This window comes from uncultured Tenacibaculum sp. (assembly GCF_947494125.1).
GTDB lineage: Bacteria > Bacteroidota > Bacteroidia > Flavobacteriales > Flavobacteriaceae > Polaribacter.
This window is the reverse complement of sequence record NZ_CANLTU010000009.1, coordinates 76,257-100,026: the sequence shown is the minus strand read 5'-3', so window position 1 is coordinate 100,026 and position 23,770 is coordinate 76,257. Positions and strand designations below refer to the sequence as shown.

Annotated in this window: 25 protein-coding genes; 6 read left to right on the top strand and 19 right to left on the bottom strand. The window is 29.3% G+C overall.

Annotated elements, in window-relative coordinates:
* Nucleotide 1 precedes the first annotated feature (1 nt).
* Nucleotides 2-256 (top strand): hypothetical protein, encoded by a 255-nt coding sequence (locus Q0881_RS13905; RefSeq protein ID WP_299161447.1) that lies wholly within the window; start codon nt 2-4, stop codon nt 254-256.
* Nucleotides 257-322: 66 nt separating this feature from the next.
* Here Q0881_RS13905 and Q0881_RS13900 read toward each other — a convergent pair whose 3' ends face one another.
* The 7 genes from Q0881_RS13900 to Q0881_RS13870 all read right to left on the bottom strand — a co-directional run bounded on the left by Q0881_RS13900 (nt 323) and on the right by Q0881_RS13870 (nt 3,840).
* Nucleotides 323-1,027, bottom strand: a complete 705-nt coding sequence (locus tag Q0881_RS13900; RefSeq protein ID WP_299161444.1) for a DUF2071 domain-containing protein — start codon at nt 1,025-1,027, stop codon at nt 323-325.
* A 6-nt stretch (nt 1,028-1,033) separates the two neighbouring features.
* Nucleotides 1,034-1,510, bottom strand: a complete 477-nt coding sequence (locus Q0881_RS13895; RefSeq protein ID WP_299161440.1) for an SRPBCC family protein — start codon at nt 1,508-1,510, stop codon at nt 1,034-1,036.
* Nucleotides 1,511-1,717: 207 nt separating this feature from the next.
* Entirely contained in the window at nt 1,718-1,996 is a 279-nt protein-coding gene (locus Q0881_RS13890) for a hypothetical protein (protein ID WP_366139568.1), read from the bottom strand.
* A 122-nt stretch (nt 1,997-2,118) separates the two neighbouring features.
* Nucleotides 2,119-2,610 (bottom strand): hypothetical protein, encoded by a 492-nt coding sequence (locus tag Q0881_RS13885; protein WP_299161437.1) that lies wholly within the window; start codon nt 2,608-2,610, stop codon nt 2,119-2,121.
* A 1-nt stretch (nt 2,611) separates the two neighbouring features.
* Entirely contained in the window at nt 2,612-2,956 is a 345-nt protein-coding gene (locus Q0881_RS13880) for a hypothetical protein (RefSeq protein WP_299161434.1), read from the bottom strand.
* Nucleotides 2,953-3,294, bottom strand: a complete 342-nt coding sequence (locus tag Q0881_RS13875; RefSeq protein ID WP_299161431.1) for a hypothetical protein — start codon at nt 3,292-3,294, stop codon at nt 2,953-2,955. The genes Q0881_RS13880 and Q0881_RS13875 overlap by 4 nt, the downstream gene beginning before the upstream one ends.
* Nucleotides 3,295-3,333: 39 nt before the next feature.
* Nucleotides 3,334-3,840, bottom strand: coding sequence for a helix-turn-helix domain-containing protein (locus Q0881_RS13870; protein ID WP_299161428.1), 507 nt, complete (start codon nt 3,838-3,840; stop codon nt 3,334-3,336).
* A 119-nt stretch (nt 3,841-3,959) separates the two neighbouring features.
* Here Q0881_RS13870 and Q0881_RS13865 point away from each other — a divergent pair, with 119 nt between their 5' ends.
* Both Q0881_RS13865 and Q0881_RS13860 read left to right on the top strand, forming a co-directional pair.
* Nucleotides 3,960-4,442, top strand: a complete 483-nt coding sequence (locus Q0881_RS13865) for a sigma-70 family RNA polymerase sigma factor (RefSeq protein ID WP_299161425.1) — start codon at nt 3,960-3,962, stop codon at nt 4,440-4,442.
* Nucleotides 4,426-5,049 carry a hypothetical protein gene (locus Q0881_RS13860; protein WP_299161422.1) on the top strand — a complete coding sequence of 208 codons (624 nt, stop codon included), beginning with the start codon at nt 4,426-4,428 and terminating at the stop codon, nt 5,047-5,049. Before Q0881_RS13865 ends, Q0881_RS13860 begins: the two co-directional genes overlap by 17 nt.
* Nucleotides 5,050-5,091: 42 nt before the next feature.
* Here the strand turns inward: Q0881_RS13860 and Q0881_RS13855 are convergent, their stop codons facing one another.
* The 10 genes from Q0881_RS13855 to Q0881_RS13810 all read right to left on the bottom strand — a co-directional run bounded on the left by Q0881_RS13855 (nt 5,092) and on the right by Q0881_RS13810 (nt 17,549).
* The gene (locus Q0881_RS13855) at nt 5,092-5,808 is read right to left on the bottom strand and encodes a hypothetical protein (protein ID WP_299161419.1); all 717 of its coding nucleotides are present in this window, start codon (nt 5,806-5,808) and stop codon (nt 5,092-5,094) included.
* Nucleotides 5,809-5,818: 10 nt separating this feature from the next.
* A complete protein-coding gene (recQ, locus tag Q0881_RS13850) occupies nt 5,819-7,930 on the bottom strand; it encodes a DNA helicase RecQ (RefSeq protein ID WP_299161514.1) in 2,112 nt (703 codons plus the stop codon).
* A gap of 80 nt (nt 7,931-8,010) precedes the next feature.
* A complete protein-coding gene (locus tag Q0881_RS13845; RefSeq protein ID WP_299161416.1) occupies nt 8,011-11,178 on the bottom strand; it encodes a S41 family peptidase in 3,168 nt (1,055 codons plus the stop codon).
* A 74-nt stretch (nt 11,179-11,252) separates the two neighbouring features.
* Entirely contained in the window at nt 11,253-12,020 is a 768-nt protein-coding gene (gene trpA, locus Q0881_RS13840) for a tryptophan synthase subunit alpha (RefSeq protein ID WP_299161413.1), read from the bottom strand.
* Nucleotides 12,021-12,022: 2 nt separating this feature from the next.
* Nucleotides 12,023-13,201, bottom strand: a complete 1,179-nt coding sequence (gene trpB, locus Q0881_RS13835) for a tryptophan synthase subunit beta (protein WP_299161411.1) — start codon at nt 13,199-13,201, stop codon at nt 12,023-12,025.
* Nucleotides 13,182-13,805 carry a phosphoribosylanthranilate isomerase gene (locus Q0881_RS13830; protein ID WP_299161409.1) on the bottom strand — a complete coding sequence of 208 codons (624 nt, stop codon included), beginning with the start codon at nt 13,803-13,805 and terminating at the stop codon, nt 13,182-13,184. Before Q0881_RS13830 ends, trpB begins: the two co-directional genes overlap by 20 nt.
* A gap of 2 nt (nt 13,806-13,807) precedes the next feature.
* Complete coding sequence (trpC, locus tag Q0881_RS13825; protein WP_299161406.1) at nt 13,808-14,596, bottom strand: indole-3-glycerol phosphate synthase TrpC; 789 nt, start codon at nt 14,594-14,596, stop codon at nt 13,808-13,810.
* A gap of 1 nt (nt 14,597) precedes the next feature.
* Nucleotides 14,598-15,584, bottom strand: a complete 987-nt coding sequence (trpD, locus tag Q0881_RS13820; protein WP_299161404.1) for an anthranilate phosphoribosyltransferase — start codon at nt 15,582-15,584, stop codon at nt 14,598-14,600.
* Complete coding sequence (locus Q0881_RS13815; protein WP_299161402.1) at nt 15,584-16,156, bottom strand: aminodeoxychorismate/anthranilate synthase component II; 573 nt, start codon at nt 16,154-16,156, stop codon at nt 15,584-15,586. The genes trpD and Q0881_RS13815 overlap by 1 nt, the downstream gene beginning before the upstream one ends.
* Nucleotide 16,157: 1 nt before the next feature.
* Nucleotides 16,158-17,549 (bottom strand): anthranilate synthase component I family protein, encoded by a 1,392-nt coding sequence (locus tag Q0881_RS13810; protein WP_299161399.1) that lies wholly within the window; start codon nt 17,547-17,549, stop codon nt 16,158-16,160.
* A 407-nt stretch (nt 17,550-17,956) separates the two neighbouring features.
* Between Q0881_RS13810 and asnB the strand changes: the two genes are divergently transcribed.
* Nucleotides 17,957-19,621 (top strand): asparagine synthase B, encoded by a 1,665-nt coding sequence (asnB, locus tag Q0881_RS13805; RefSeq protein ID WP_299161397.1) that lies wholly within the window; start codon nt 17,957-17,959, stop codon nt 19,619-19,621.
* A 59-nt stretch (nt 19,622-19,680) separates the two neighbouring features.
* On the opposite strand, the gene Q0881_RS13800 is transcribed toward asnB, so the two are convergent.
* A complete protein-coding gene (locus tag Q0881_RS13800) occupies nt 19,681-20,649 on the bottom strand; it encodes a helix-turn-helix domain-containing protein (protein ID WP_299161394.1) in 969 nt (322 codons plus the stop codon).
* 118 nt (nt 20,650-20,767) lie between these two features.
* Between Q0881_RS13800 and Q0881_RS13795 the strand changes: the two genes are divergently transcribed.
* Both Q0881_RS13795 and Q0881_RS13790 read left to right on the top strand, forming a co-directional pair.
* Entirely contained in the window at nt 20,768-21,457 is a 690-nt protein-coding gene (locus Q0881_RS13795; RefSeq protein WP_299161391.1) for a hypothetical protein, read from the top strand.
* 3 nt (nt 21,458-21,460) lie between these two features.
* Nucleotides 21,461-22,096: a hypothetical protein gene (locus Q0881_RS13790; RefSeq protein ID WP_299161388.1), complete on the top strand. Its 636-nt coding sequence runs from the start codon at nt 21,461-21,463 to the stop codon at nt 22,094-22,096.
* Between the two features lie 67 nt (nt 22,097-22,163).
* Here Q0881_RS13790 and Q0881_RS13785 read toward each other — a convergent pair whose 3' ends face one another.
* A complete protein-coding gene (locus Q0881_RS13785; RefSeq protein WP_299161385.1) occupies nt 22,164-23,330 on the bottom strand; it encodes a DUF3103 family protein in 1,167 nt (388 codons plus the stop codon).
* Nucleotides 23,331-23,770: the final 440 nt, after the last annotated feature.

Genomic DNA, 23,770 nt, shown 5'->3' with positions numbered 1-23,770 from the left:
TATGGAACTATTAATATTTCGAACAAATATTGAATCTGAAAAGAAGGTTAAATCTTTAGAACTTATATTTAATAATCATCAAAGTATTATTAATTGGTCTATAGACATAGAAGATATTGACAATGTACTTCGAATTGAAGCTTCTGGAAATCTACTTGAAAAAGATATTATTTATTTGGTAAGAACAAAAGGCTTTTATATTGAAGTATTACCTGATGAAACTGTAATTAAAACAGATACTGTTTTGATTTATTAAATTGTATAATTGAAATTTTTAATATAATACAGAGGTACTAAAAGGACCTCTGTATTTTAAGAATATTTATAATATCGTTTTATTTTCTACAGATATTCCTGAACCTTCTAATAAAAAAACTGATGTTGGATTTTGTTTGTTTAAAAACTCAAAATCCTTTCCATAGCTTGCTAAAAAATCTACACCTACGTTATAATTAATTAAAGGATAATATTTCCATTTAGGATGTTTTACTTCGTATTCTGTTGTTTTATTTTTGTCTTTCGAATAACCCCAATAATGCTCTGAAATAAATTCTATTTCTGAATTGTCTTCAATTTCTTTCTTTTCGTTTTTAACATTTACTTCAATTTTATTCCATAGCTTATTAGTTTTCCATTGATATGAAATATTAAATTTATCTTCTTTTTCTTCCCATACATGTTTCATCGGTAACGTTTCATAATTCTCATTATAAATAGTATTTGCTACAAATGTTATTGCTAGTTTTGGTACTATTTCTTTTATAAACACCACTCCTCTTTTATCAATTTCGTTTTCTTTCCTTTTTACATAAAAACGGAGGTTTACTTCTTCAAAATTTATATGAAACGGTATTTTAACTCCTAACAATTTTGTATTAACAAACATAAACCCAATTAAACTTACATAACATTTGTTATTATAAAAATCTAATTCTGTTCCTTTAGGTACATACGGTTTTAATATTTCTGGATCTATTTCGTAATTTATCATTAATAACTTTCTCCATTCTGCTTTTAAAAAACTCATATTATCTTAATTTAATACTTTTTTCCATTTTTTTGTTTCTGCAAAGTCTTGTATTGTTTTATTTCTTGTTCTAAGAAAATTTGTCATGTATTTCTTAAGGAATAGAAAATCTATCAACTTACCCAATAATCCAAAAGGAGAGGTAAATTTTAAAACATCAATTAGCATAGTAATATTATTACCATTATTATAAAAATAATGTTCATGTTTAAAACTTTTAAAAACTCCAGACACCATTTCGTCTGCAAAATAATCTGACGCTTTACACCCTATTACTTTTGAAGTGAAATTCTGATATACTCCTAAATGTTTTGCTCTCCAAGTAACGGTTTCATTTAACTCAATAAGTCCTTCTTTTTTCCCTGCAATAGCTTTTTCATTCGTTTTCTTAGCTGATACTTTATGTAAATCTATGCTACGCGAAAGATCAAATACTATTTCTTTGATTGCATTTATTTTTGTGTATAATACTATTACTGCCATACATTATATTTTAAATTCTTTAAAGGTAATCGTAGAAAATTTAAACCTTAAGTTTAATAGCTTTTCCGGATATGCTTTTCTACTTTAGAATTTATTATGATTAACTTTTTTACTCTTAATTATAGTTTACTTTAACATTTCGTAAACCTCATAAGTATTAACTCATGAGGTTTTCTTCTTTTTCAAGATAGTGACTAGCAACTTCCCCTATAATTTTACTTCTTTTTCAATTTTTAAATTCTCTTCTTTACTTGCTTTTCTTCCTTTTAAGAAAAACAGGATAAAAAATATCATTACAATTCCTAAATAAATTGAAAAACCTCCAATTTTAGCACTTAATGTTTCAACTAAATCTTTGTAACCTGTTAAGCTATATATCTCTATAATTCGTAGAGCAAAACCTATATTTAACAAATAAAACCCTATTTTAAAAAGCTTGTTGGTAGCCATTGCTATTTCTACTCTCTGATGAAATATATCTAACATAAATATTTTACTATTCTTAAAAGATGCTGTGATACAAATGTTGTTAGTCCAATACTAATTGTTAAATAAATGATATAAGCTATTAATTCTAATGAAGTGTTCATATTATTATTTTTAGTGGTTTATAATTTTCTTGTCATTCTTGCAAGATTTATTTTCTCTGCCTTTGTAAATTTAATTTCTCTAACCAAACTCATGTCTTTCCATAAGGAAGTATGTCCTTTTAATAATTTTGTAGCACTTACTCTTCGTTGCATAGCACGTATTTCATTGCTATTTGCTTCTCTTTTCTCTCCTAATTCACCATATAATTTTACTCCTGGATATTCCGAAAATTCTCCTCGAAACAACGATTTTAACCAAAATATTTTACCTGTATTTACAGCTAAAACACATATATTTTTGTTCGTTTTTTCATTTTTGTTAAGCTTTGTAGCAAATTTTTCAAAATAGAAACCTGTTTGATTTTCGTTTAAAAATAAAGAGCCTATTGGCGTTACTGTGGGTTCATTATTTGCATTAACTGATGCTATAGAAACATGCATGTTTTTTCTCATACTTTTTTTAAAATGCTTTTTTATTTTACTCCAACTTTCTTTTAACGGTAATTCCATATTACTTTTCCTTTAAATGTTTGTGAATTAAATAAACTATATAAATATTGATATAATGAAGACATCCTATTATTAAAAAAACGTAACTTAATCTTTTTACAATCTCTTTAATTATATGAATGAATGTGGTAATTTCTTTCATGGTATTTAAGCTCCATACAACTAATCCAATATTTAATAAATAATAAGCTGTTCTTAGTAATTTGTTTATCCCATTACCAAAGTTTACATCCTCTGGGAAATAACTTAATATGTAAATTTTCCCGTTACTGTAGCATAGATTTCCTACCTTAATTACTATTAAAATTGATACTAATGCATAGATTATATAAGCAACTTGATTCATATTTCTTTCTTTATAGATTCCAAAATGAACGTAAAATAACTAGCAATACTTAAAGGCAAAATTATTAATAAGACTACCCAAAGGCTATCAAGGAAATCCAATAAGTTTGTTAACCAGGTTAATCCATAGCCTATAGTTAAACACCAATAAATTGATAACCTATTTTTATTTTCTTTCGAGAAGTTTTTAATAAAAAATAATAAAACTATTCCTGTTAGAATTTGAAAAGCTCCTAATATTATTTGAGCATATAACCCTAAGATGAAAGTTGTATATAATAATAAGGTTATTACCATAATTGCTCTATTTAAATTTATTAATATTTTTATATATTTCATATTTTCAGAAATTATTGAAAGTTTATTTGCAAATTTTTTTTACTTTTTTATCATTTTAGTAAAGTTAGATAATAACCAATGTTCATCGGCTTTAATTGCTTTATCTAAAATACCATTAACAGTTGTGGTTACTGAGGATAAATCTCCCATCATCTTTTTAAAGTCTTCTGCTTCTTCAGAATTATCTTCAACATCATTCTTTAAATCTTCTAGAACTTTAAGTACTGGCTCTATTTCTCTTTTCTTACGCTCTTTTGTTACTTGTTTAAATAACTCCCATATATCTTTTCCTGCAACAAAAAACTCTTTACGTTCTCCTACGACAAACTCTTTATTTACAATTCCCCAATCTATTAACGCTCTTACATTCATATTCACATTTCCACGTGATATCTTCAATGTTTCCATTATATCATCTGCAGATAGTGGTTTTGTAGACACTAATAATAATGCATGCACTTGCGCCATGGTTTTATTAATACCCCAGTTTGTTGCCAAACTACCCCAAGTATGAATGTATTTTAATTTTGCGTCTTCTAATTTCATACTGCAAATATATACTATTATTTTAAACTTTCAATAATTTCTGAAAATAAAATATATTTATTTTTTTACTATTCTTGTAATATTTTTAATTCCCGAATTACTAACCAAGAAAAACAATTTTGAGTAACGACTTTTATATAACTTCAATTTTACCTCATGCGGGTATTATTATAAAGATATGCAGAGCATACACTGACTCTCAAGAAGACTTTGAAGATTTTTATCAAGAAGCTTGTTTACAGATTTGGAAAAGTAGAGATGCTTTTCAAAATAAATCGAAATGGTCTACTTGGATATATCGAATTACCTTAAATATTTGTTTAACACTTTCTAAGAAAAATAAACGAAGAGGTAATTCTGTTGAAATTCTTCACGAAGAATCTGACAAAAACTCTGCTTTTGAAAATGAGAACTTAAACTTGTTATATGACGCTATAAAGAAATTGTCAGAACTGGATAGAGCTATCATTTTACTTTATTTAGAAGAAAATCCTAATAAGGAAATTGCAGTAATTATAGGAACTAGCGCTAACAATATTGCTGTACGTATTAACAGAATTAAAAAACAATTAAAAATATTATTAGATGGAAAAATCGATTGAAAAAATTTGGACCGAAGCTTTTATTAATGAACAATCATTAATTGCTCCTAAAATCAACAACTTATATAATCAAAAATCAAAATCAATAATTAATAAAATTAAACGCACTTACGAAATAGATAACAAAGGGCTCATTCCTATGGCTATTATAGTTGTTATTGGGATGGCATTACTATCTGAAGTAACTATAGGCTTATATGCTGCTTTTTTAATTTTGTGTTTATATTTTTTTAATAGTAAACTACTCAGTAAATTTAAAACTATTGATGTTAAATCTGATAATTTAACTTATCTTAAACAGTATAGACATATTATTAGTTTAATTATGAAATCGACTAAGAGACTTTTTGTTTTTGCTATTCCTGCCGCTATTTTATCAATATTTATCCTAGCATTTAATATTAAAGAAAAAAGTTTTCTTTCTAAATTTATTTCTAGCGATACTTCTCTATTACAAATAATAAGTGTTGGTTTTATAGTTGCGATATGTGTTTCTGCAATTGGTATTTTAGTGTATACTATTTCTACTAAAATTCTGTATGCAACTCATATTTCTAAATTAGATGATCTTATTAAAGAAATGGATGATTTAAAAACTGAATTATAAACTACTAAACGGCATCTTAAATTAATAATTTATGATGCCGTTTTATTTTGTTCGTGTTCGTTTTTTAAATTTAAAAATTCTGTCTTTGTAATATTTTTTTAATTCTTCTACAAACAGTAAAGGTTTTTTATATTCGTTTAGAACTTTGTTTGCATAACTGTTTTGCAATTTGTTTAATTGTTCTTCTAAACGAATAACTTCACTCTTTAAATATTCGTTTTCATCATTATTAGCGCCTGTTTTTACAGTATTTTTTCCTATTTTAACAGTTAAATTACCACTAAAAATATATGAATGATAGTTTTGTAATTCTTCAAAAGTTCCTGTTTTATATATTTCTATAAGCTTTGTGGTAATCTCTGTTGCCAAAGATTCTTCTGCTTCTTTCATTGAAAACTTATCTGGATGCACATACAACATAGCTTCTTTGTACAGCCTTTTTTTCTCTTTTAAATTCTCTTTATCTAAGCTGATTTTTTGCTTTTGTATTACTTTTAATCCCGTAGTTTCTTTATAGTTTTTCCCTCTACGTTTTTGCTCTAATCTTTTTGCTTTTTTTGCTTTCTTCTGTTGCTTGTATAAAATTACGAACTCTCTTTCTTCTACTAATAAATCTGCTATTGCACTTCGTAGTAACTGTTCAAAAGGGAGTAACTTTTTTTCTATTTTATTTATCTCATTCTCTAAACTAACTATAAGCTCTTTTAATTTTAAAGCGCTACTATTTGTTAAATCAATTGGTAAATGAGACTCTTTCATAACTTATAAGTTATCTTTTCTTTTGCAAAATGGTAAGTCCTATTCGTATTTGTTCATAAGGAACTTTTTCTCCTAAAAATTCAAAATAGGGTTTTAAAGTTGGCTCGTTTTTTAATACTTTTTTCGCATTTGCAATTAATTTCACAGTACTAGCATCAATAAACTCATCTAAACTCACATCCTTTCCTTCTAAGTATAATTTTGATAAATGTGAAAATATTGTTTGTGCTTTTAAATTTCGTTTCTCTGCAATTTCATCTATTGTAAAACCTTCTTTATATAAATTGTAGGTTTCTAACGTTGTGTCTTTTTTTCCTCTCTTTTTTTCTTTTATAAAAGTTCTTATTTCTTCCATAAACTCACCACCGTATACCTCAAGCTTTCGTTGTCCTACTCCGCTTATTGCTAAAAATTCATTATCAGTTTGTGGTCGTTCGTTTTCTAATTCTCTCAAAGTAGCATCACTAAAAACTAAATAAGCCGCAATATCTTCTTCTTGTGCAATCCTATAGCGCAATTTTCTTAAGCGTTCGAATAAAGTATCTTTAACTGCTTTATTCGTTACTTTCTTACCTGTTGCTTTTACTAGCTTTTCTTCCTTTTTAATTTCTATTGGTATTGTTAACGCTATTTTTTCTCCATCGAAAAGTATTTTATTTGAAAAATCTGTTAACTGTAAGGTATTGTTTAAATGAAATGCTATTTGACAATACCCTTGGTTTATTAGCTGAATTATATAATGTTGCCAATCTTTCCAAGAAATATCGTTACCTATTCCATATGTTTTTAATACTTGATAATTTTTATCTAAAACTGCCGCATTTTTAGCTCCCCTAAGTACATCTATAACTGTACCCATTGCTTCTTTTTGCTGCAAACGGTATATGGCTGACAATGCTTTTTGTGCTATTACTGTACCATCAAAAAAGGTTGGAGGGTTTTTACATACGTCGCAATTTCCACAATTTTCTTCTATCAGTTCACCAAAGTAACTCAACAAAATCTTTCGCCTACATACGGTTGCTTCTGCAAACTGTTTCATTCTATCAAGTTTTGCTTCTTGTACTTCTTTATTTCCTGTATTTGCTATAAATTGTCGCAATTGAATTACATCTGCATAACTATGAAAAAGCAATGCTTTTGCTGGTAAACCATCACGTCCTGAACGTCCAATTTCTTGATAATATCCTTCTATATTTTTGGGCATGTTATAGTGTATCACCCAACGCACATTCGACTTATCGATCCCCATTCCAAAGGCAACTGTTGCACAGATAATAGCTACATCATCTTTTATAAAATCTTCTTGTGTTTTTGCTCTTTCTTCAAAATTTAATCCTGCGTGATACGCTTTTGCATTTATATTATTTTGCTTTAGTTTACTAGCCAATTGCTCTGTTGCCTTTCTACTTAAACAGTATACAATCCCCGATTCATTTGGCTTTTTATTTATAAACTTAATAATTTGTTGCACCCTATCATTTGCTGGTCGAACCTCTAAACTTATATTTTCTCTATTAAATGAACTTACATATTTAGTTGCATTTGGAATTGCTAATTGCTCTAAAATATCTTCTTGTGTTGCTTTATCTGCTGTTGCTGTTAAAGCTACAATTGGTACATCTGGCAATGATTTTTTTAAAAATGAAAGTTGTTTATAGGAAGGTCTAAAATCATGACCCCAAGCAGAAATACAATGTGCCTCATCTATAGCTACGCAACTAATATAGGTTTGATTTAATATATTTTGAAGTAACGACAAACTTTCAGGAGCAACGTATACTAACTTTACTTCTTTATTTACGATTGCATCAAAAACCTGTTGTTGCTGTTCTGCAGATTGACTACTATTATAATAAGTAGCAGATATCCCATTGGCTTTTAAGCTATCTACCTGATCTTTCATTAATGCTATTAAAGGTGAAATAACTAATGTTATCCCTTTAAAGAATAATGCTGGTAATTGAAAACAAATAGATTTACCACCTCCTGTTGGCATAATTACCAACGTATCTTTTTTATTTAAAATATTTTCGATAATTTTTTGTTGCTCTAATCGAAAACTATCATATCCAAAACTTGACTTTAACTTTTCTAATAAATCTTTTTCTGTTATCTCCATCATAAATGCAAAAATAACCATAAAAAAAGCGTAGAATTAAAATTCTACGCTTCATTTTTTCTACTTTAAATTCTTCTAATTTATTTCAAGTCTTTTAGTAATACCTCAACTGCTTTCTTTAACTGTGCATCCTCGTTTCTTTCTTTCCATCCTGGTGCGTTTTTAACTAAATAGTCTGGTACAGCTGGTGCCTCATTCTCCATATTTCTTCCTGATTTCTTTACAAACCAAGCTCTAAATGGCATACGAATAAATCCATTTTGTAATCTTTTACCTCCTGTTGAAATTACTGCTCCAAAAGTCGGCTGTCCTACTAATTTCCCTAAACCTAAATTTTTAAATGCATGTGAAAATATTTCAGCATTTGAATAACTGTTTTCATTACATAAAGCAACTACTGGTTTTGTGTTTACTGATAAAATTGCACGCTCATTAAAAGGGTAATTTTTCGTAAACTTTTTATTATTCTTTAAACTTTTTGCTGCTCCTCTTGGCACTGTATATGCATGTTGATCTACATTTAAAACTGCCATTAATCTATCAGTAGTCCATCCACCTCCATTATAACGAACATCAATTACAATTCCTTTTTTACCATAACCGCTTGCTTTTAATTCTCTTTCAAAACGTTCAAAACTTGGTGTGTTCATACCTTGAATATGTATATATCCTAATTGTCCGTTTGAATACTCATCTACTAACTTTTTTCTAGAGTCAATCCAAGCTTCATATTGCGCTCTTCTAATTGAGCTTTGTGGACGAATTACTACTTCATTACCATCTTTTAAACTTAATAGCACTTCGTTATTTTGTGTATTCTTTAATAAACTGTAGAAATTCGTGTTTTTATTAACTTCCTGTCCATTTACTTGAGTAATAACATCTCCTACTTTTAGTTTACTTTTCGACTTACTTGCTACTGTATTTTCTAATACATATTTTACACGAGCTCCATCTTTAGTATTCTCAACTTCTAAACCTAATAATCCTATTTTCTCACTTGTATTTCTTGGAGCACTTCCTCTATACCCCATATGACTAGCATTTAATTGTCCCAACAATAAATTATACATATATGAATAATCTTGTTGTGTTGATGCTGATAATACCCAAGGTTTATATTTTTTTACTAAACCCTTCCAATCATACCCGTGAAATTCAGGATCATAGAAACCTGCTGTTAATGCACGAATTCCTTCATCAAAAACCTGTGTATACTCTTTTTCTTTATTTACAGTATACATTGCTGAATGCGGTAATCCAGTTACCTTATCAGACTTTGTATTCATCTGCTTTAACTTTCCTCCTGATACAAAATAGACTTTTTTATTATTCAGATTAAAACCTCCTGCTCTTGAGACACCTTTTATGGCTTTAGATTTTGTTCCATCCCACTTAATTTTATACAAACCTCTCTTTTTGGTTGCTGGGTTTGTTGCTGAAAAATAGATAAACTCACTATCTGCGCTAAACATAGGGCTGTACTCATTGTCTTGTAAAGAAGTAACTTGAACTAAACGATCAAAAATTCTTTCTGAATCTATTTTAACCTCAACCTTCTTCTTCTTTTTACCTTTCTTTCCTTTTTTATCAGATTTTTTATCCTCTTTCTTTTCTGCGTAATATGCTCCTTCCTTATGGTCTGCTTTTGATTTTTCCCAATCTTCTTTTTGTAGCCATACCATCCATACATCGTAATTAATTCCATTTCTATTTGAAATAAAAGCTAATTTCTTTCCATCTGAACTCCAAACTGGACTTCTGTCACTACGCGGATGCATAGAAACATTCATCTTTTTACTTTTATCAGCTATCGACTGAATAAATATCTCACTATCGAAGTTTAAATCTTCTTGAGAATAGGCAATAAACTTACTGTCTGGGCTCCAAGAAAAATCTTCAGCTGCTGCCCAAGAATCTGAATATATTTGTGGTTTTACTATTTTACCATCTTTAATGTTAGCAATCATCAAAGTACCTCTTCCTACCTGATAAGCGATTTTCTTCCTATCTGGAGATACTATTGGATTATCTATATCTTCTTTACTTGATGTTAATTTGGTTACTTTGGTTTTTAAACTTCTTTGTAAACCAACTAAAGTATCTGTAGAAACTACACTATATAACTCATAATGCCCATCTCTATCTGACATAAAAACTACAGTCTTGTCATCTAACCATTGTGGACTACGATCTCTAAAAGCATGCTTACTCACATTATTAGAACGCTTCTTTTCTTTGTTGTTTTCTTTTACAAAAATTTCTCCATTAATCTCCATCGCAACTTTCTTACCATCAGGAGAAATAGCATAGTCACTTATTTTATTAGATACCGTCTTAGTTTCTTCTTTTTCAAAACGAGTATCTGAATAAATATTTAGTTTGATTTTTTGAGCCTTACCATTTTCAATTTTATAAGTATCTATTCCACTTAAATATACAATTGTTCCATTGTTACTTACAGAAAACGTACGAACTCCATTTTTTTTATGTGCAGTTAATTGTGAAGCAGAACCACTAACTGTTCCGTTTGCAGTGATTGACTGTTTGTAAATATTATATCGACCACTTTCAGCTCCTATATAATATAAATTTCCAGCAGCATCCCAAGTTGGTGAATGATCATTTTTATTACTCGTAGTTATTTGAGTGTATTGCTTAGTTTGGGTATTATAAATCCAAATATCTCTTTGTGCAGAACCTGAATAATCTTCACGTGCAATTCTACAAGCTCCTTTTACAAATACTATAAACTTTCCGTTTGGAGATAATTGAGCTCCTTCTCCATATGCTGTTAGTAAACGACTTGGTGTTCCTCCTTTTTGATTCACCTTGTACATTTGCCCATCCCATTCTGGACCACGATATACTCTTCTTGTATTAAAGAATACATCTCCTTTTTCAGTCCAATTTGTTGGAATATTTGCTGTTGGGTAGTATGTTAATTGTTTAGGTACTCCCCCATTTATTGACATTATAAAAACATTATCATTTCCTTTTCTATTCGATGAAAATGCTATTTCTGTTCCATTGGTATTCCAAACAGGATTACTTTCATAAGCTTTATGAATAGTTAATCTTTTTTGCTGTTTACTACCAAAATTATAAGTCCAAATATCTCCTTGATATGAAAATGCCATTTGAGATGCATCTGGACTAATTTGAGGCTTACGAATAAACGTATTTTGAGCTATTAAAAAGCTCGAGCATAAAAATGCTGCAAGTATGGAAAAAGGTTTCTTAGACATTATTGTTTGTGTTATAAGCTACTAATTTATAACATTCAATAATGTCTTTATGAATTTTAAGTTTTTCTTAACAGTTAAATTTTAATACCCGAAATAAAATTTGAAATGTTATTAACTCCATTTTCACCAACCTCTTTTATAAAAGCCGATCCTATAATTGCTCCGTTCATATGAGCACAAGCTGTCGTAAATGTTTTATTATCTGAAATCCCAAAACCAACAACTAAATTACTTTGTAAACTCATTGCATTTATTCGATTGAAATAATCAATTTGTTGTTGAGAAATTTCTCCTTTTGCTCCTGTTATTGATGCTGATGCTACCACGTATATAAACGCCTCAGTTAAGGAATCTATCTTGCGAATTCGCTCTTCTGATGTATGAGGTGTTATTAAAAACACATTAACAATTCCATAGCTTTTAAATAACTCATTATAATGATTCTCATATTCAATCATTGGTAAATCTGGAATGATAACCGTATCAATTCCGCAATCTTTTACTTTTTGACAAAATTCATGCTCGCCGTATTTTATAATCTGATTCAAATATCCCATTAATACCAATGGCGTTTTATTTGTTTCTTTTATAGCGTCTAACTGTTCGAATATTACATCTAAATTCATTCCGTTTTTTAAAGCGACTGCACTACTATGCTGAATCGTTGGTCCATCGGCTAAAGGATCTGAATATGGTAAGCCAACCTCAATAAAATCTACACCACTAGAACTTAATTCTGTTATTATTTTAGTGGTATCATTTAATTTTGGAAAACCTGCTGTAAAGAAAATAGATAATAAATTTTGACTTTTCTTTTGAAATATATTTTTTACTGAATTCATTACTATTCTTCTAAATGCTTAATATAAGTTTCTAAATCTTTATCTCCTCTTCCTGATAAATTAATTATAATAGTCTGCTCTTTTCTCAAATCCATTTTTGGTAAAACGGCTAATGCATGTGCACTTTCTAGTGCTGGAATAATTCCTTCTATTTTTGTTAACTCATAAGCTGCATCCAATGCTTCTTTATCTGTAGCATTCATGAATTTTGCACGTTTTGTTTCGTGTAAATATGCATGCAAAGGTCCTACTCCTGGATAATCTAACCCTGCTGAAATAGAATATGGCTCTACTATTTGCCCATATTCATCTTGCATTAAAATTGTTTTACTTCCATGAATTACGCCTACTTCTCCTAATTGTGAGGTTGCTGCACTTTCTCCCGAATTAACTCCTAAACCTGCTGCTTCTACTGCTATTAACTCAACTTCTTCATCTTCTAAATAATGATAAAAAGCTCCTGCTGCATTCGACCCTCCTCCTACACAAGCTATAACTGTATCTGGATTTTCTTTTCCTGTTTGCTCTTTTAATTGTACTTTCATTTCTTCTGAAATAACCGCTTGCAAACGCGCCACCATATCTGGGTACGGATGTGGACCAACAACAGAACCTATTAAATAATACGTTTCTGGATTTTGAATCCAATATCTGATAGCTTCGTTTGTTGCATCTTTTAACGTTTTGCTTCCACTCGTTGCGGGAACTACTTTAGCTCCTAACATTTTCATACGAGCTACATTTGGTGCTTGACGCTTAATATCAGTTTCTCCCATAAAAACAACGCACTCTAAATCCATTAAAGCACAAACCGTTGCGGTAGCAACACCATGTTGCCCTGCTCCTGTTTCTGCAATAATTTTAGTTTTTCCTAAATGCTTTGCTACTAAAATCTGCCCAATAGTATTGTTTACTTTATGTGCTCCTGTATGATTTAAATCTTCTCGTTTTAAATAAATAGTAGCTCCATATTTTTCTGACAAACGCTTTGCTAAATATAAAGGACTTGGTCTACCAACATAATGCTGTAACAAATCTTTATACTCTTTTTGAAAAGCTTCTGAACTTAGAATTTCTAAATAATTATCTTCTAATTCTTTTACATTTGGATATAACAATTCTGGAATAAACGCTCCTCCAAACTGTCCATAATATCCTTCTTTAGTTGGTTGAAATTTCATTTTTAAATTTCTTTATTTTTTTTACTGATTTTAAACCAGCTTCTATTTCAAACTTACTATTTACATCTAACGCATAAATAGGTAAATCTGTTTTTATAATGTTTTGTACTTCTTTTATTTCTTCTAACCCAATACCTCCACTTAAAAAAAATGGTTTTGTCGAATTGTAATTTTTTAATACACTCCAATCAAATGTAAATCCGTTTCCTCCTCGTTCTTTACCTTTCGTATCAAACAGAAAGAAATCAACTACTTCTTCGTATGGTTTTAAAACTTCAAAATCAAAATCACCTTTAATTCCAAAAACTTTAATGATTTCAATTTTTGGTAAATGACTTTTTAAACTTTTAATATAATCTACAGATTCATCTCCATGCAACTGAACCGCTTCTAATTGATATTCTTCAATAAGAGAAACTACTATTTCTAAATACTCATTTACAAAAACTCCTGTTTTCTTAATTTCTTTAGGTAATTGTGGAATTATACCTTCAAAATTCCTTTTTGATTTATCATAGAAAATAAATCCTAAATAATCAGGTTTTAAAGCTGCTACTTGTTGGATATTTTCCACATACTTCATTCCACATACTTTTAGCTTCATCTCTATCTAATTTGACTTATGAATTCTTTACAAGCTTCTCCTGGGTTTTCTGTTTTCATAAAGTTTTCTCCAATTAAGAAACCTTGAAATCCGTATTCTTTTAAACCTGTAATAACTCTTGGGTCTGATATTCCACTTTCTGAAACCTTAATTGCCGTGTCTGGAATTTGACTTGCAAGTTTTATCGAGTGTTCTAAATCCACTTCAAACGTCTTAAGATTACGATTATTAATGCCGATTATCTTATTATCCAAATCATTTATTTTATCTAAATCTTCTTGGGTATGTACCTCATATAAAACCTCTAGTCCTAAATCTGTTGCTAATTGACCGTAATTTTTCAACTCTTCTTTTGTTAAACAAGCTGCTATTAACAATATTACATCTGCTCCTATAGCTTTTGCTTCTACTATTTGAAAACCATCTACAATAAAATCTTTTCTTAAAATTGGCTTCACTTGATTTACGGTTCTAGCCTCTAATAAATCTGCCATCGATCCTCCGAAAAACGAAGTATCTGTTAAAATAGATTGTGCAGCCACATTTGCATCCAGATAGCCCTCAGTAACATCAATAATTGTAGCTTTATCGTTAATAATACCTTTTGATGGTGATTGACGTTTAAACTCTGCAATTATACCTGTTGAGCCAACCTGTAATAATGATTTCTTTAATGAAAATGGTGAATTCTTAAAATTTGGGCTTTCTACTAATTTTTTAACAGGAACTTCAGCTTTAATTTTTGCTATTTCTGTTTTTTTAAACGCTATTATCTTATCTAAAATTGTCATTTTAACTTACTAGTTTTTCTAATGATTTTTTTGCTTTCAACCCTAATAATGAATCTTTTGCTTCTTCAAAAGCTACTTCAAAACTCTTATTTTTATCAAATATTTTTAATGCAAATGCCGTATTTGTTAACACTACATTATTTTGTTGTTCTGTTCCTTTCCCATTAATAATATCTACAAATATTTTAGCCGCTTCTGCTACAGTATCTCCTCCAAAAATATCCGATTGTAATATTTGCTTTTGCCCTAAATCTGATGGCGAAATTTGTTGTTCTGCTTCTTTTGTAAATAATTTAAAATCTCCTGTTAATGAAATTTCATCATATCCATCTAATGCATGTACCACTCCGTAATTTACATTAGATTGTTGTAACATATAATTGTAAACTCTAGCTACCTCTAAATTAAATACACCTACTAATTGATTTTGGGGAGAACTTGGATTCACTAATGGTCCTAACATATTAAAAAATGTTTTTACACCCAATTCTCTACGTATTGGAGCAACTACCTTCATTGCCGGATGAAATAATGGAGCGTGTAAAAAGCAAATATTTGCTTCTTCTAACTGACGCTTTAAAATTGTTTCATCATTGGTAAACTCATACCCTAAGAACTCCAACATATTTGATGATCCTGAAGCCGACGACACTCCGTAATTACCATGCTTGGCTACTTTATTTCCTGTACCCGCAACTATAAACGATGTTAATGTTGAAATATTAAAAGTATTTTTACCATCTCCTCCCGTTCCACATAAATCAATCGTATCAAAATCTGATAAATCAACTTTTACTGCCAATTCTAATAAGGCCTCCCTAAAACCTGACAATTCATCAACAGAAACTGGTCGCATTAAAAACACCGTAATAAATGCAGCAATTTGTGAAACATTGTATTTTTCTTGAGCAATATTTATTAAAACCTCTTTCGATTGGTCTTTAGTCAATCGCTTTTGTTCGAAAAGCGTGTTTAATATTTTTTTCATTAGATACTATCTATAAAGTTTTGAATCATCTTTTTTCCATCTGGTGTTAAAATACTTTCTGGATGAAATTGAACTGCTTCTAAATGATGTATTCTATGACGTAATGCCATAATACTTTTATCTTCATCAATTGCTGTTATTTCTAATTCATCTGGAAAATTAGTATGAGATGCAATCCAAGAATGATAACGAGCTGCTTCAAATGTTTCTGGAATATCTTTAAACGTAATTGTATTGTTTTGTGTTACTTTCATTTCTGTTGCCACACCATGAAATACATCGTTTAAATTTTCTAATTCACCTCCAAAAACTTCTGTTATTGCTTGCAAACCTAAACACACTCCAAAGATTGGAATTTTTCCTGCATAGGTTTTAATCGTTTCTTTTAAAATCCCTGCTTCTTCTGGTATTCCTGGCCCAGGAGATAAAATAATTGCATCGTATCTTTTTATTTCGTCAATTGAAATTTCATCATTACGATATACATCAGGTAATTTCCCTGTAATATCTTCTACATAATGCACTAAATTATAGGTAAATGAATCGTAATTATCTAATATTAATATTTTCATCTTATATCTCTTCTGCTAACACTAAAGCTTTCTTTAATGCTGCTAATTTATTATTTACTTCTTGTAACTCGTTTTCTTCTTTTGAATTGATTACAATTCCCGCTCCTGCCTGATAAAACAATGTGTTATTTTTACTTACAAATGAACGGATTGCAATGGCCTGATTTACATTTCCATTTAACCCAATAAAACCTACACATCCCCCATAAAACCCTCTTGTTTGATTTTCATACTTATCAATTAACTCCATAGCTTTATATTTCGGTGCTCCACTTAATGTCCCGGCGGGAAAAGTATCTCCCACTATTTCAATTGGATTTCCTGTAATTTTTCCAGTAACTGTAGACACTAAATGAATTACATGACTAAAATATTGTACTTCTTTATAAGTTTCAACAGTAACATTCGTTGCGTGTTTACTTAAATCGTTTCTAGCTAAATCTACCAACATTACATGCTCTGCATTTTCTTTTGGGTCGCTTGCTAATTCTTTTGCTAGCTCGGTATCTTTTGCATCATCCCCTGTTCTTCTAAAAGTTCCTGCAATTGGATTTATAATAGCTTCTTCTGCATTTATTTTTATTTGTGCCTCTGGTGACGACCCCATTAACTTAAAACTTCCGTAATCAAAATAAAACAAATATGGTGATGGATTTATAGATCGTAAAGCCCTATATACATTAAACTCATCTCCTTTAAATTTTTGTTGAAATTGACGTGATAAAACCAACTGAAATACATCTCCTCTTTTACAATGTTCCTTTGCATTAGTTACACTGTTTTTAAATTCTTCATCTGTAATATTAGATGTTTCTTTTCCTTCAAAATTAAATTGATACTTAGCAAATGATTGTGAATTTGCTAAATTTTCTATCTCCGACAAACGAGATTCTTCTCCTTCCGGAATATTTTCAATTAAAATCATTTCATTCTTAAAATGATTAATTGCAATAATAAATCGAAAGAAACTATACTGCAACATTGGTATTTCTGATGGCGCCTTTTTTGAATTTAATTTTATTGTTTCAAAATATTGAACAGCATCAAAAGTTGTATACCCATATAAACCATTAAATGACTTTATCTCTTCTGTGCAGTTAACATCTATTAAATCACTATAACTATCAAAATATTTATAAAAATCTCGATCAATTTCTTTTCTATCTAATTCCTTTTTTTTGTACGAAAATGAAATATCATTTCCTTCAGCCTTAATTGTTATTAGAGGCTCAATACATAAAAATGAGTAACTATTTTCTTTACTATGATAATCTGAACTCTCTAACAATAAACTATTCGCATACTTATCTCTTGTTTTTAAGTATAAGCTTACTGGCGTAATTGTATCAGCTAATTGTTGTTTAGATATTGTTGTAAACTGTATTTTATTCATTCTTAATTTTATTATATAAAAAAAAGGCTTATCATGAGATAAGCCTTTTCGTTGTATTATGGATATAACGGTATGGTCTCACTAACGTAAGTTACGAGTTCTCCACCACCAGTTATTTAATAATTGTTTCATCATTATGTGACAAATGTATAATAGATTTTTAAAAATCCAAATTTATTTTCAATTTATTTCTAAAAAATCAAAAAAGTAAGTTTTGAAAGCTTAAAAAACACAAAACAATTACACATCAACACAAATAATTAAATTATAGTTATAATTTAAAACACAAATACTCAATATAGTTTTCAAATAAAAACATCATTCGGTTATTTGTATCAGAATTATAAACAAAAAATAAAATATACTTCTCAATTTTATTTGAGAAGATTAAATAAAAATATAAAGTTATGTGTGGAATTGTATGTGCGTTTGATTTAAAACAACCTTCTGAAAGTTTAAGACCTCAAGTATTAGAAATGGCTAAAAAAATTAGACATCGCGGTCCAGATTGGAGTGGAATTTACAGTGATGATAAAGTTATTATGGCTCATGAACGTTTAGCTATTGTTGATCCAGCCTCTGGACAACAACCATTATTTAGTGCTGATAAAAAATTAATCTTAGCTGCTAATGGCGAAATATACAATCACAGAGAATTACGTAAACAACTTGATGGTTCTTATGAATTTCAAACTGCATCTGATTGTGAAGTAATTTTAGCACTATACAAAGAAAAAGGAGTTGACTTTATCGACGATATGAATGGAATATTTGGTTTTGCTTTATATGATGCCGAAAAAGATGAATATTTTATCGCTAGAGATCATATGGGAATTATTCCTTTATATATCGGTTGGGATCAAAATGGAACTTTCTATGTTGCTTCTGAATTAAAAGCATTAGAAGGCGTTTGTGCTAAAATAGAATTATTTCCTCCAGGTCATTATATGTCTAGTAAAGATGGAAAATTTGTACAATGGTACAAAAGAGATTGGTCTGAATATGAAGCAGTAAAAGAAAACGAAACAAGCATTACAGAAGTTAAAGAAGCTCTTGAAGCTGCTGTACATAGGCAATTAATGAGTGATGTTCCTTATGGTGTTTTACTCTCTGGCGGATTAGATTCTTCCGTTACCTCAGCTATCGCAAAAAAATATTCTCAAAAAAGAATTGAATCTGATGATAAATCTGAAGCTTGGTATCCACAATTACATTCTTTCTCTGTTGGTTTAGAAGGTTCTCCTGATTTAGCTGCTGCACAAAAAGTTGCAGACCATATTGGCACCATTCATCATGAGATTAAATTCACCATTCAAGAAGGATTAGATGCCATTAAAGATGTAATTTACAATATTGAAACTTACGATATTACTACTATTCGCTCTTCTACACCAATGTATTTAATGGCTCGTGTAATTAAATCTATGGGAATTAAAATGGTTTTATCTGGTGAAGGTGCCGATGAAATATTTGGTGGATATTTATATTTTCACAAAGCTCCAGATGCTCAAGAATTCCATGAGGAAACCGTACGTAAATTAGACAAACTACACATGTACGATTGTTTACGTGCTAACAAAAGTTTAATGGCCTGGGGAATTGAAGGACGTGTTCCGTTTTTAGATAAAGAATTTATGGATGTAGCCATGCGTATTAACCCACAAGACAAAATGATTAACGGAGAACGTATGGAAAAATGGGTAATTCGTAAAGCTTTTGAAGATATGTTACCAGAAAGTGTAGCTTGGAGACAAAAAGAGCAATTTAGCGACGGTGTTGGTTATAGTTGGATTGATACTTTAAAAGAAGTTGTTGAAAAAGAAGTTAGTGACGAACAATTGGCTAATGCTAAATTCAGATTCCCAATTCAAACACCAACAAACAAAGAAGAATTTTATTACCGCTCAATTTTTGAAGAACATTTCCCAAGCGATACCGCAGCCTTAAGTGTACCTCAAGAAGCTAGTGTTGCTTGTAGTACAGCTACCGCTTTAGAATGGGATGAAGCTTTTAAAAACATGAACGAACCTTCTGGAAGAGCGATTGCAACTGTACATGATGATTCTTACTAAAGTAAATTCTATTTTTAAAATTTAAAATCACTTAAAAATCTCGCTTCTGCGGGATTTTTTTATTCAAATTCTAAAATATTCTCAGCCCTTATTAATTGTTCCAATGCATTTACCTTACCCATCATTTTATTATAAAATGTATTCTGCTCTTTTTCCCCAGAAGTATTTAATAACTTAGAATTTTTTAATTGTTTATTAAAAAACTTCTTTGCTTGACTACATACTCTTTTATCACTAGTTTGATAATATGACAGCATTAAAAAAGGAACATATAATGATTCCCTTTCTGGAGTAGAAATAAAAATATTATTATTCATAATTAATAGCTCATTATAATACAACTTAAACCGCTGTTTTTTAGCCACTACTTTTAATGAAATTTCATTTAATAACTCTTTAAGCTCCATGCATAATTGCATAGCTGTTTCAACTTTTAATTGCCCAGCTTTGTAATAAAAATGGATTTGTTTTAAAGTACTATTAATAGTCGTTATGTCCCAAATTTCAATTGTTGTCAAATCCTGATATAACTCTCCTAATTTCTTTGCCGATTTTATTGTTGATAATTTAGGATAATATTCATCAAAACTCTTATCTCTAAATTGCTTATCTAATAACTTTAACCAAACGTAAAATTTAAATTGACTCAATCTATTATTACTTAATGTATAGAAAATAGGAATATCTTTTGCTGAATAATAAATCTGACAACCCTTTTTATTCAAAAGAGGTAACAGTGACTTATATGCATTCTCAAAGTATTGTTGCAGCTCAACTTCATTAGTAATCTCTTTTGTTTTCTCTACTGAAACAAATTGTTTTTCGGTAAGTCCAAACAATTCATCTAATGATAAATTAAAATAGCGAGCTAACTTAATACTCTCTTCTAATGAAAATTTACTTTTTAAGCTTGTACGTCTATGTGCCGCATCATAACTTATTTCCAACGCCATTGCTACAGCTTCGTTTAACGAATTATTTTCAGGTAACATTTTCTCTACCTTCTCTAAAAAAACCTTTTGAAACATTTTTTAAATTTAATTATTTTTTGTGATAATCACAAAAATAAATCATTTTACTTGTGATTAAAACAACTTAATATGTGATTACCACTCTACTTTTGAATTGATTTTAATACTAAAAATTATGAAAAAAATAGTTTTAATTACGAGCATTTTATTTGTGTTTAAATCTTTTTCACAAGAAGTAAAAAGAAAATTTAGACCTTTATTATGGACAACACATTCAAAAAACACAGATATCCTAGGCGTATCGGTAGGTATTTTACCCAAAGAAATATTTAAGGATAGTGCATTAACAAAAACTTTTGGAATTAGAGTCGAAGCTCCAGGCTTAGGCTTATTACTTCCATTAGCACCAAGAAGTCCAATTTCAAAAACTAACCAAGAGTTTCAAAATAAGTTATCAAAAAAACCTACTGAAATTGTTTATGGAATTAATATTTCATCTGGTTCTATGGCTAGCACGCGTATAAACGGTTTATCAAGTGCTTTTATAGGGCAATACCTTATAAAAGAAAATGGAATTTCAGCGGCAATTGTAGGCAATATTATTGAACAACAAAACGGCGTCGCCGTCAGCTTAATGGGAAATAACACATACATAACAAATGGGATAATGGTTGGTTTTATTGGAAATAACTCTACATATGTAAACGGAATTCAATTAGGAAGTTTTAATGATTCAAAAAACTTAAGTGGGATTCAAATAGGAATTTCAAACAAAACTAAAAACTCAAAAGGATTACAAATTGGTTTATGGAATAAAAATGAAAAGCGCTCTTTACCATTTATTAACTGGAATTTTAAAAGCTAGATTATGAAAATTTTAAAAATCATTATAATCTATTTACTTTTCAACGTTTCAACTTCTTTTTCTCAACAAAAAAAAGATATCTTTTTACTAATAGAAACTGGATATCAAAATTTAAATAATCAAGCTCAAATTCATTTCGGAGTCGGATTTGAATATTATCTTTCAAAAAAAAGTAGCTTATCTTTAAGAGTTAAATACCTACATACTGGAATCGAATATTTAAAAGTAAAAAGTTCTGCTGGATTTGCTAGTTTCTTTAATTTTACAGGGAAAAAGTTCTTATATAAAGGACAAATCATAAGCATTCCTTTTAATTATAAATTTGAGAATCATTTTTTCATAAAAAAAATGAAATACTTTTTTAGTATTGGGCCTGCATTAAATTTTACATTAAAGAATCAATTTCTAATTACAGAAAACCTAACACCTAACCACAATAATAATATTTACGTAAACCTTAATTTAGGGTTAGGTTTTATGTATAAATTAAATAAGAGAACTGACTTATTAATTTCTGGAGAAACATCACTTTTTGGAGGAGCAAAAACACATGAATCTATTGGCTTTATTTTTAACTCTAAATTAACTCCTGATGCTTCTGCTATAAACTTTGGTGTACGCTATAGACTTAAAAATTAATTATTATTATTCTAAAAAAAGCACCCTGATATTATCAGAGTGCTTACTTTTCTAATCTCTAATATTTTTAATTAGCTGCAACAAAGAAAGGAGACATATTAACTCTTGCATTACCTCTTGCTCCATAATGATTATTGTAACTCTTATTTTTTTCAATTGTATAAAAAGAATCCACATAATCATCATTATTCGTATACCAACTATCAGGCATAGCTTGAATAATTGCTCCAGCTACCTGCCCTAAAACATTTACCCATGGCTGCGTAGATACAGTTCCAATTATTTGAAAAACTCCACTAACAATAGTAGAAACTAAGCTCTTATAATTTACATTATCATCCTTCTCAAATAACTGAATATTTGCTGCTTGGTATTTATAATCATCCCAAAATAAAAGTATTTGATTTGGATAATAATCAGTTCCGTCATAATCTAAGTAATACATAGGAATAATCTTGATTTCAGGTTTATTTCCTGCATCTTTAATTCCAGAAGTAATAGCATATACTTCTGCAGCTCCACTTATCCATGGCTCTTCATCATTATTTAATCGTATCTTATCTAATTTAGTGGTTTCTAAACCTGTATTCCTAGGTGAAACAGGACTAAAATCCATTTTTGTTTTAGCAAATCTCTCATTTTGTACTCCTTCTTCCTGAAGATACTTATTCATATAAGCAACTTCCTTTTTTAAAGTTTCAAAACCATTTGTTTCAATTACAATAACAGTTTGTTTAGGAGTTTTTTCAGCATCTAAAAGCACCAATTTCTTATCTATTGTATACGCTTCTACAACAGACCAATTTTTCTCTTCACCTTCAGGAGCAAAAGAAAATAACACATTAGAAAAATCAGAAACCTTCTTTGGATTATGCATCCAAACTTCCAAAATCTCAATCTTTTCAGGAGCAATATCTGCATCTGATCTAGACTCTAAAGTAGCTGATTGAATCGTTAATTCTTTAAATGATTTCTCATTACCAACAATACTCTTTGTTTCCTCTAAAATTTTAGACAATACAACACTTGGTTGTTGAGCTTTCAACATCTCAATTGCCTTATCTTTAAATTCTTGATTCTTCATTAAATCTATGAATTTGAAAGCTACTTCTTTCTTATTCACTTCATTTAACTCTACTTGTTGATTAGGGGTCTCTAATTCATTTGAATTAGTACAGCTCACTAATAACACCGAAGCCACTAAGGCTTTTACTAAAAATCGGGGGATTCTCATTACTTAAAATTTTAATTTATTAATATTAAGCATCAAACATACAAAAAATACATTTTAAAATGTTAAAATATGTTAAAATATTACAATTAATTAACCTAAACCGCAAAAACACTAAGATTAAATCATTTCCATAAATAAACCTTTAAAATTTACTTCTCTTCTTAAAACCTTAACTTTTTTGACGTAAATCTTATCAAAAGCTTATTCAAAATATCCAATCTAAAGACTTATTTCATTTTTACAGAAAACAAAAACTGATAAAAAAACCTATTTCAGTTTTAAATACGTTTTTAAGAGGTTTAAGAGATTTTTGACTAAAAAATATTTTCATTCAATTATATAACTAAACAGCTTAAGAACTTTATTATATAGCTATAAAACCGTAAATTTGTAAGTACAATAATCGCATTATGCGGTTATTTTTATGTTATTTAAAAATA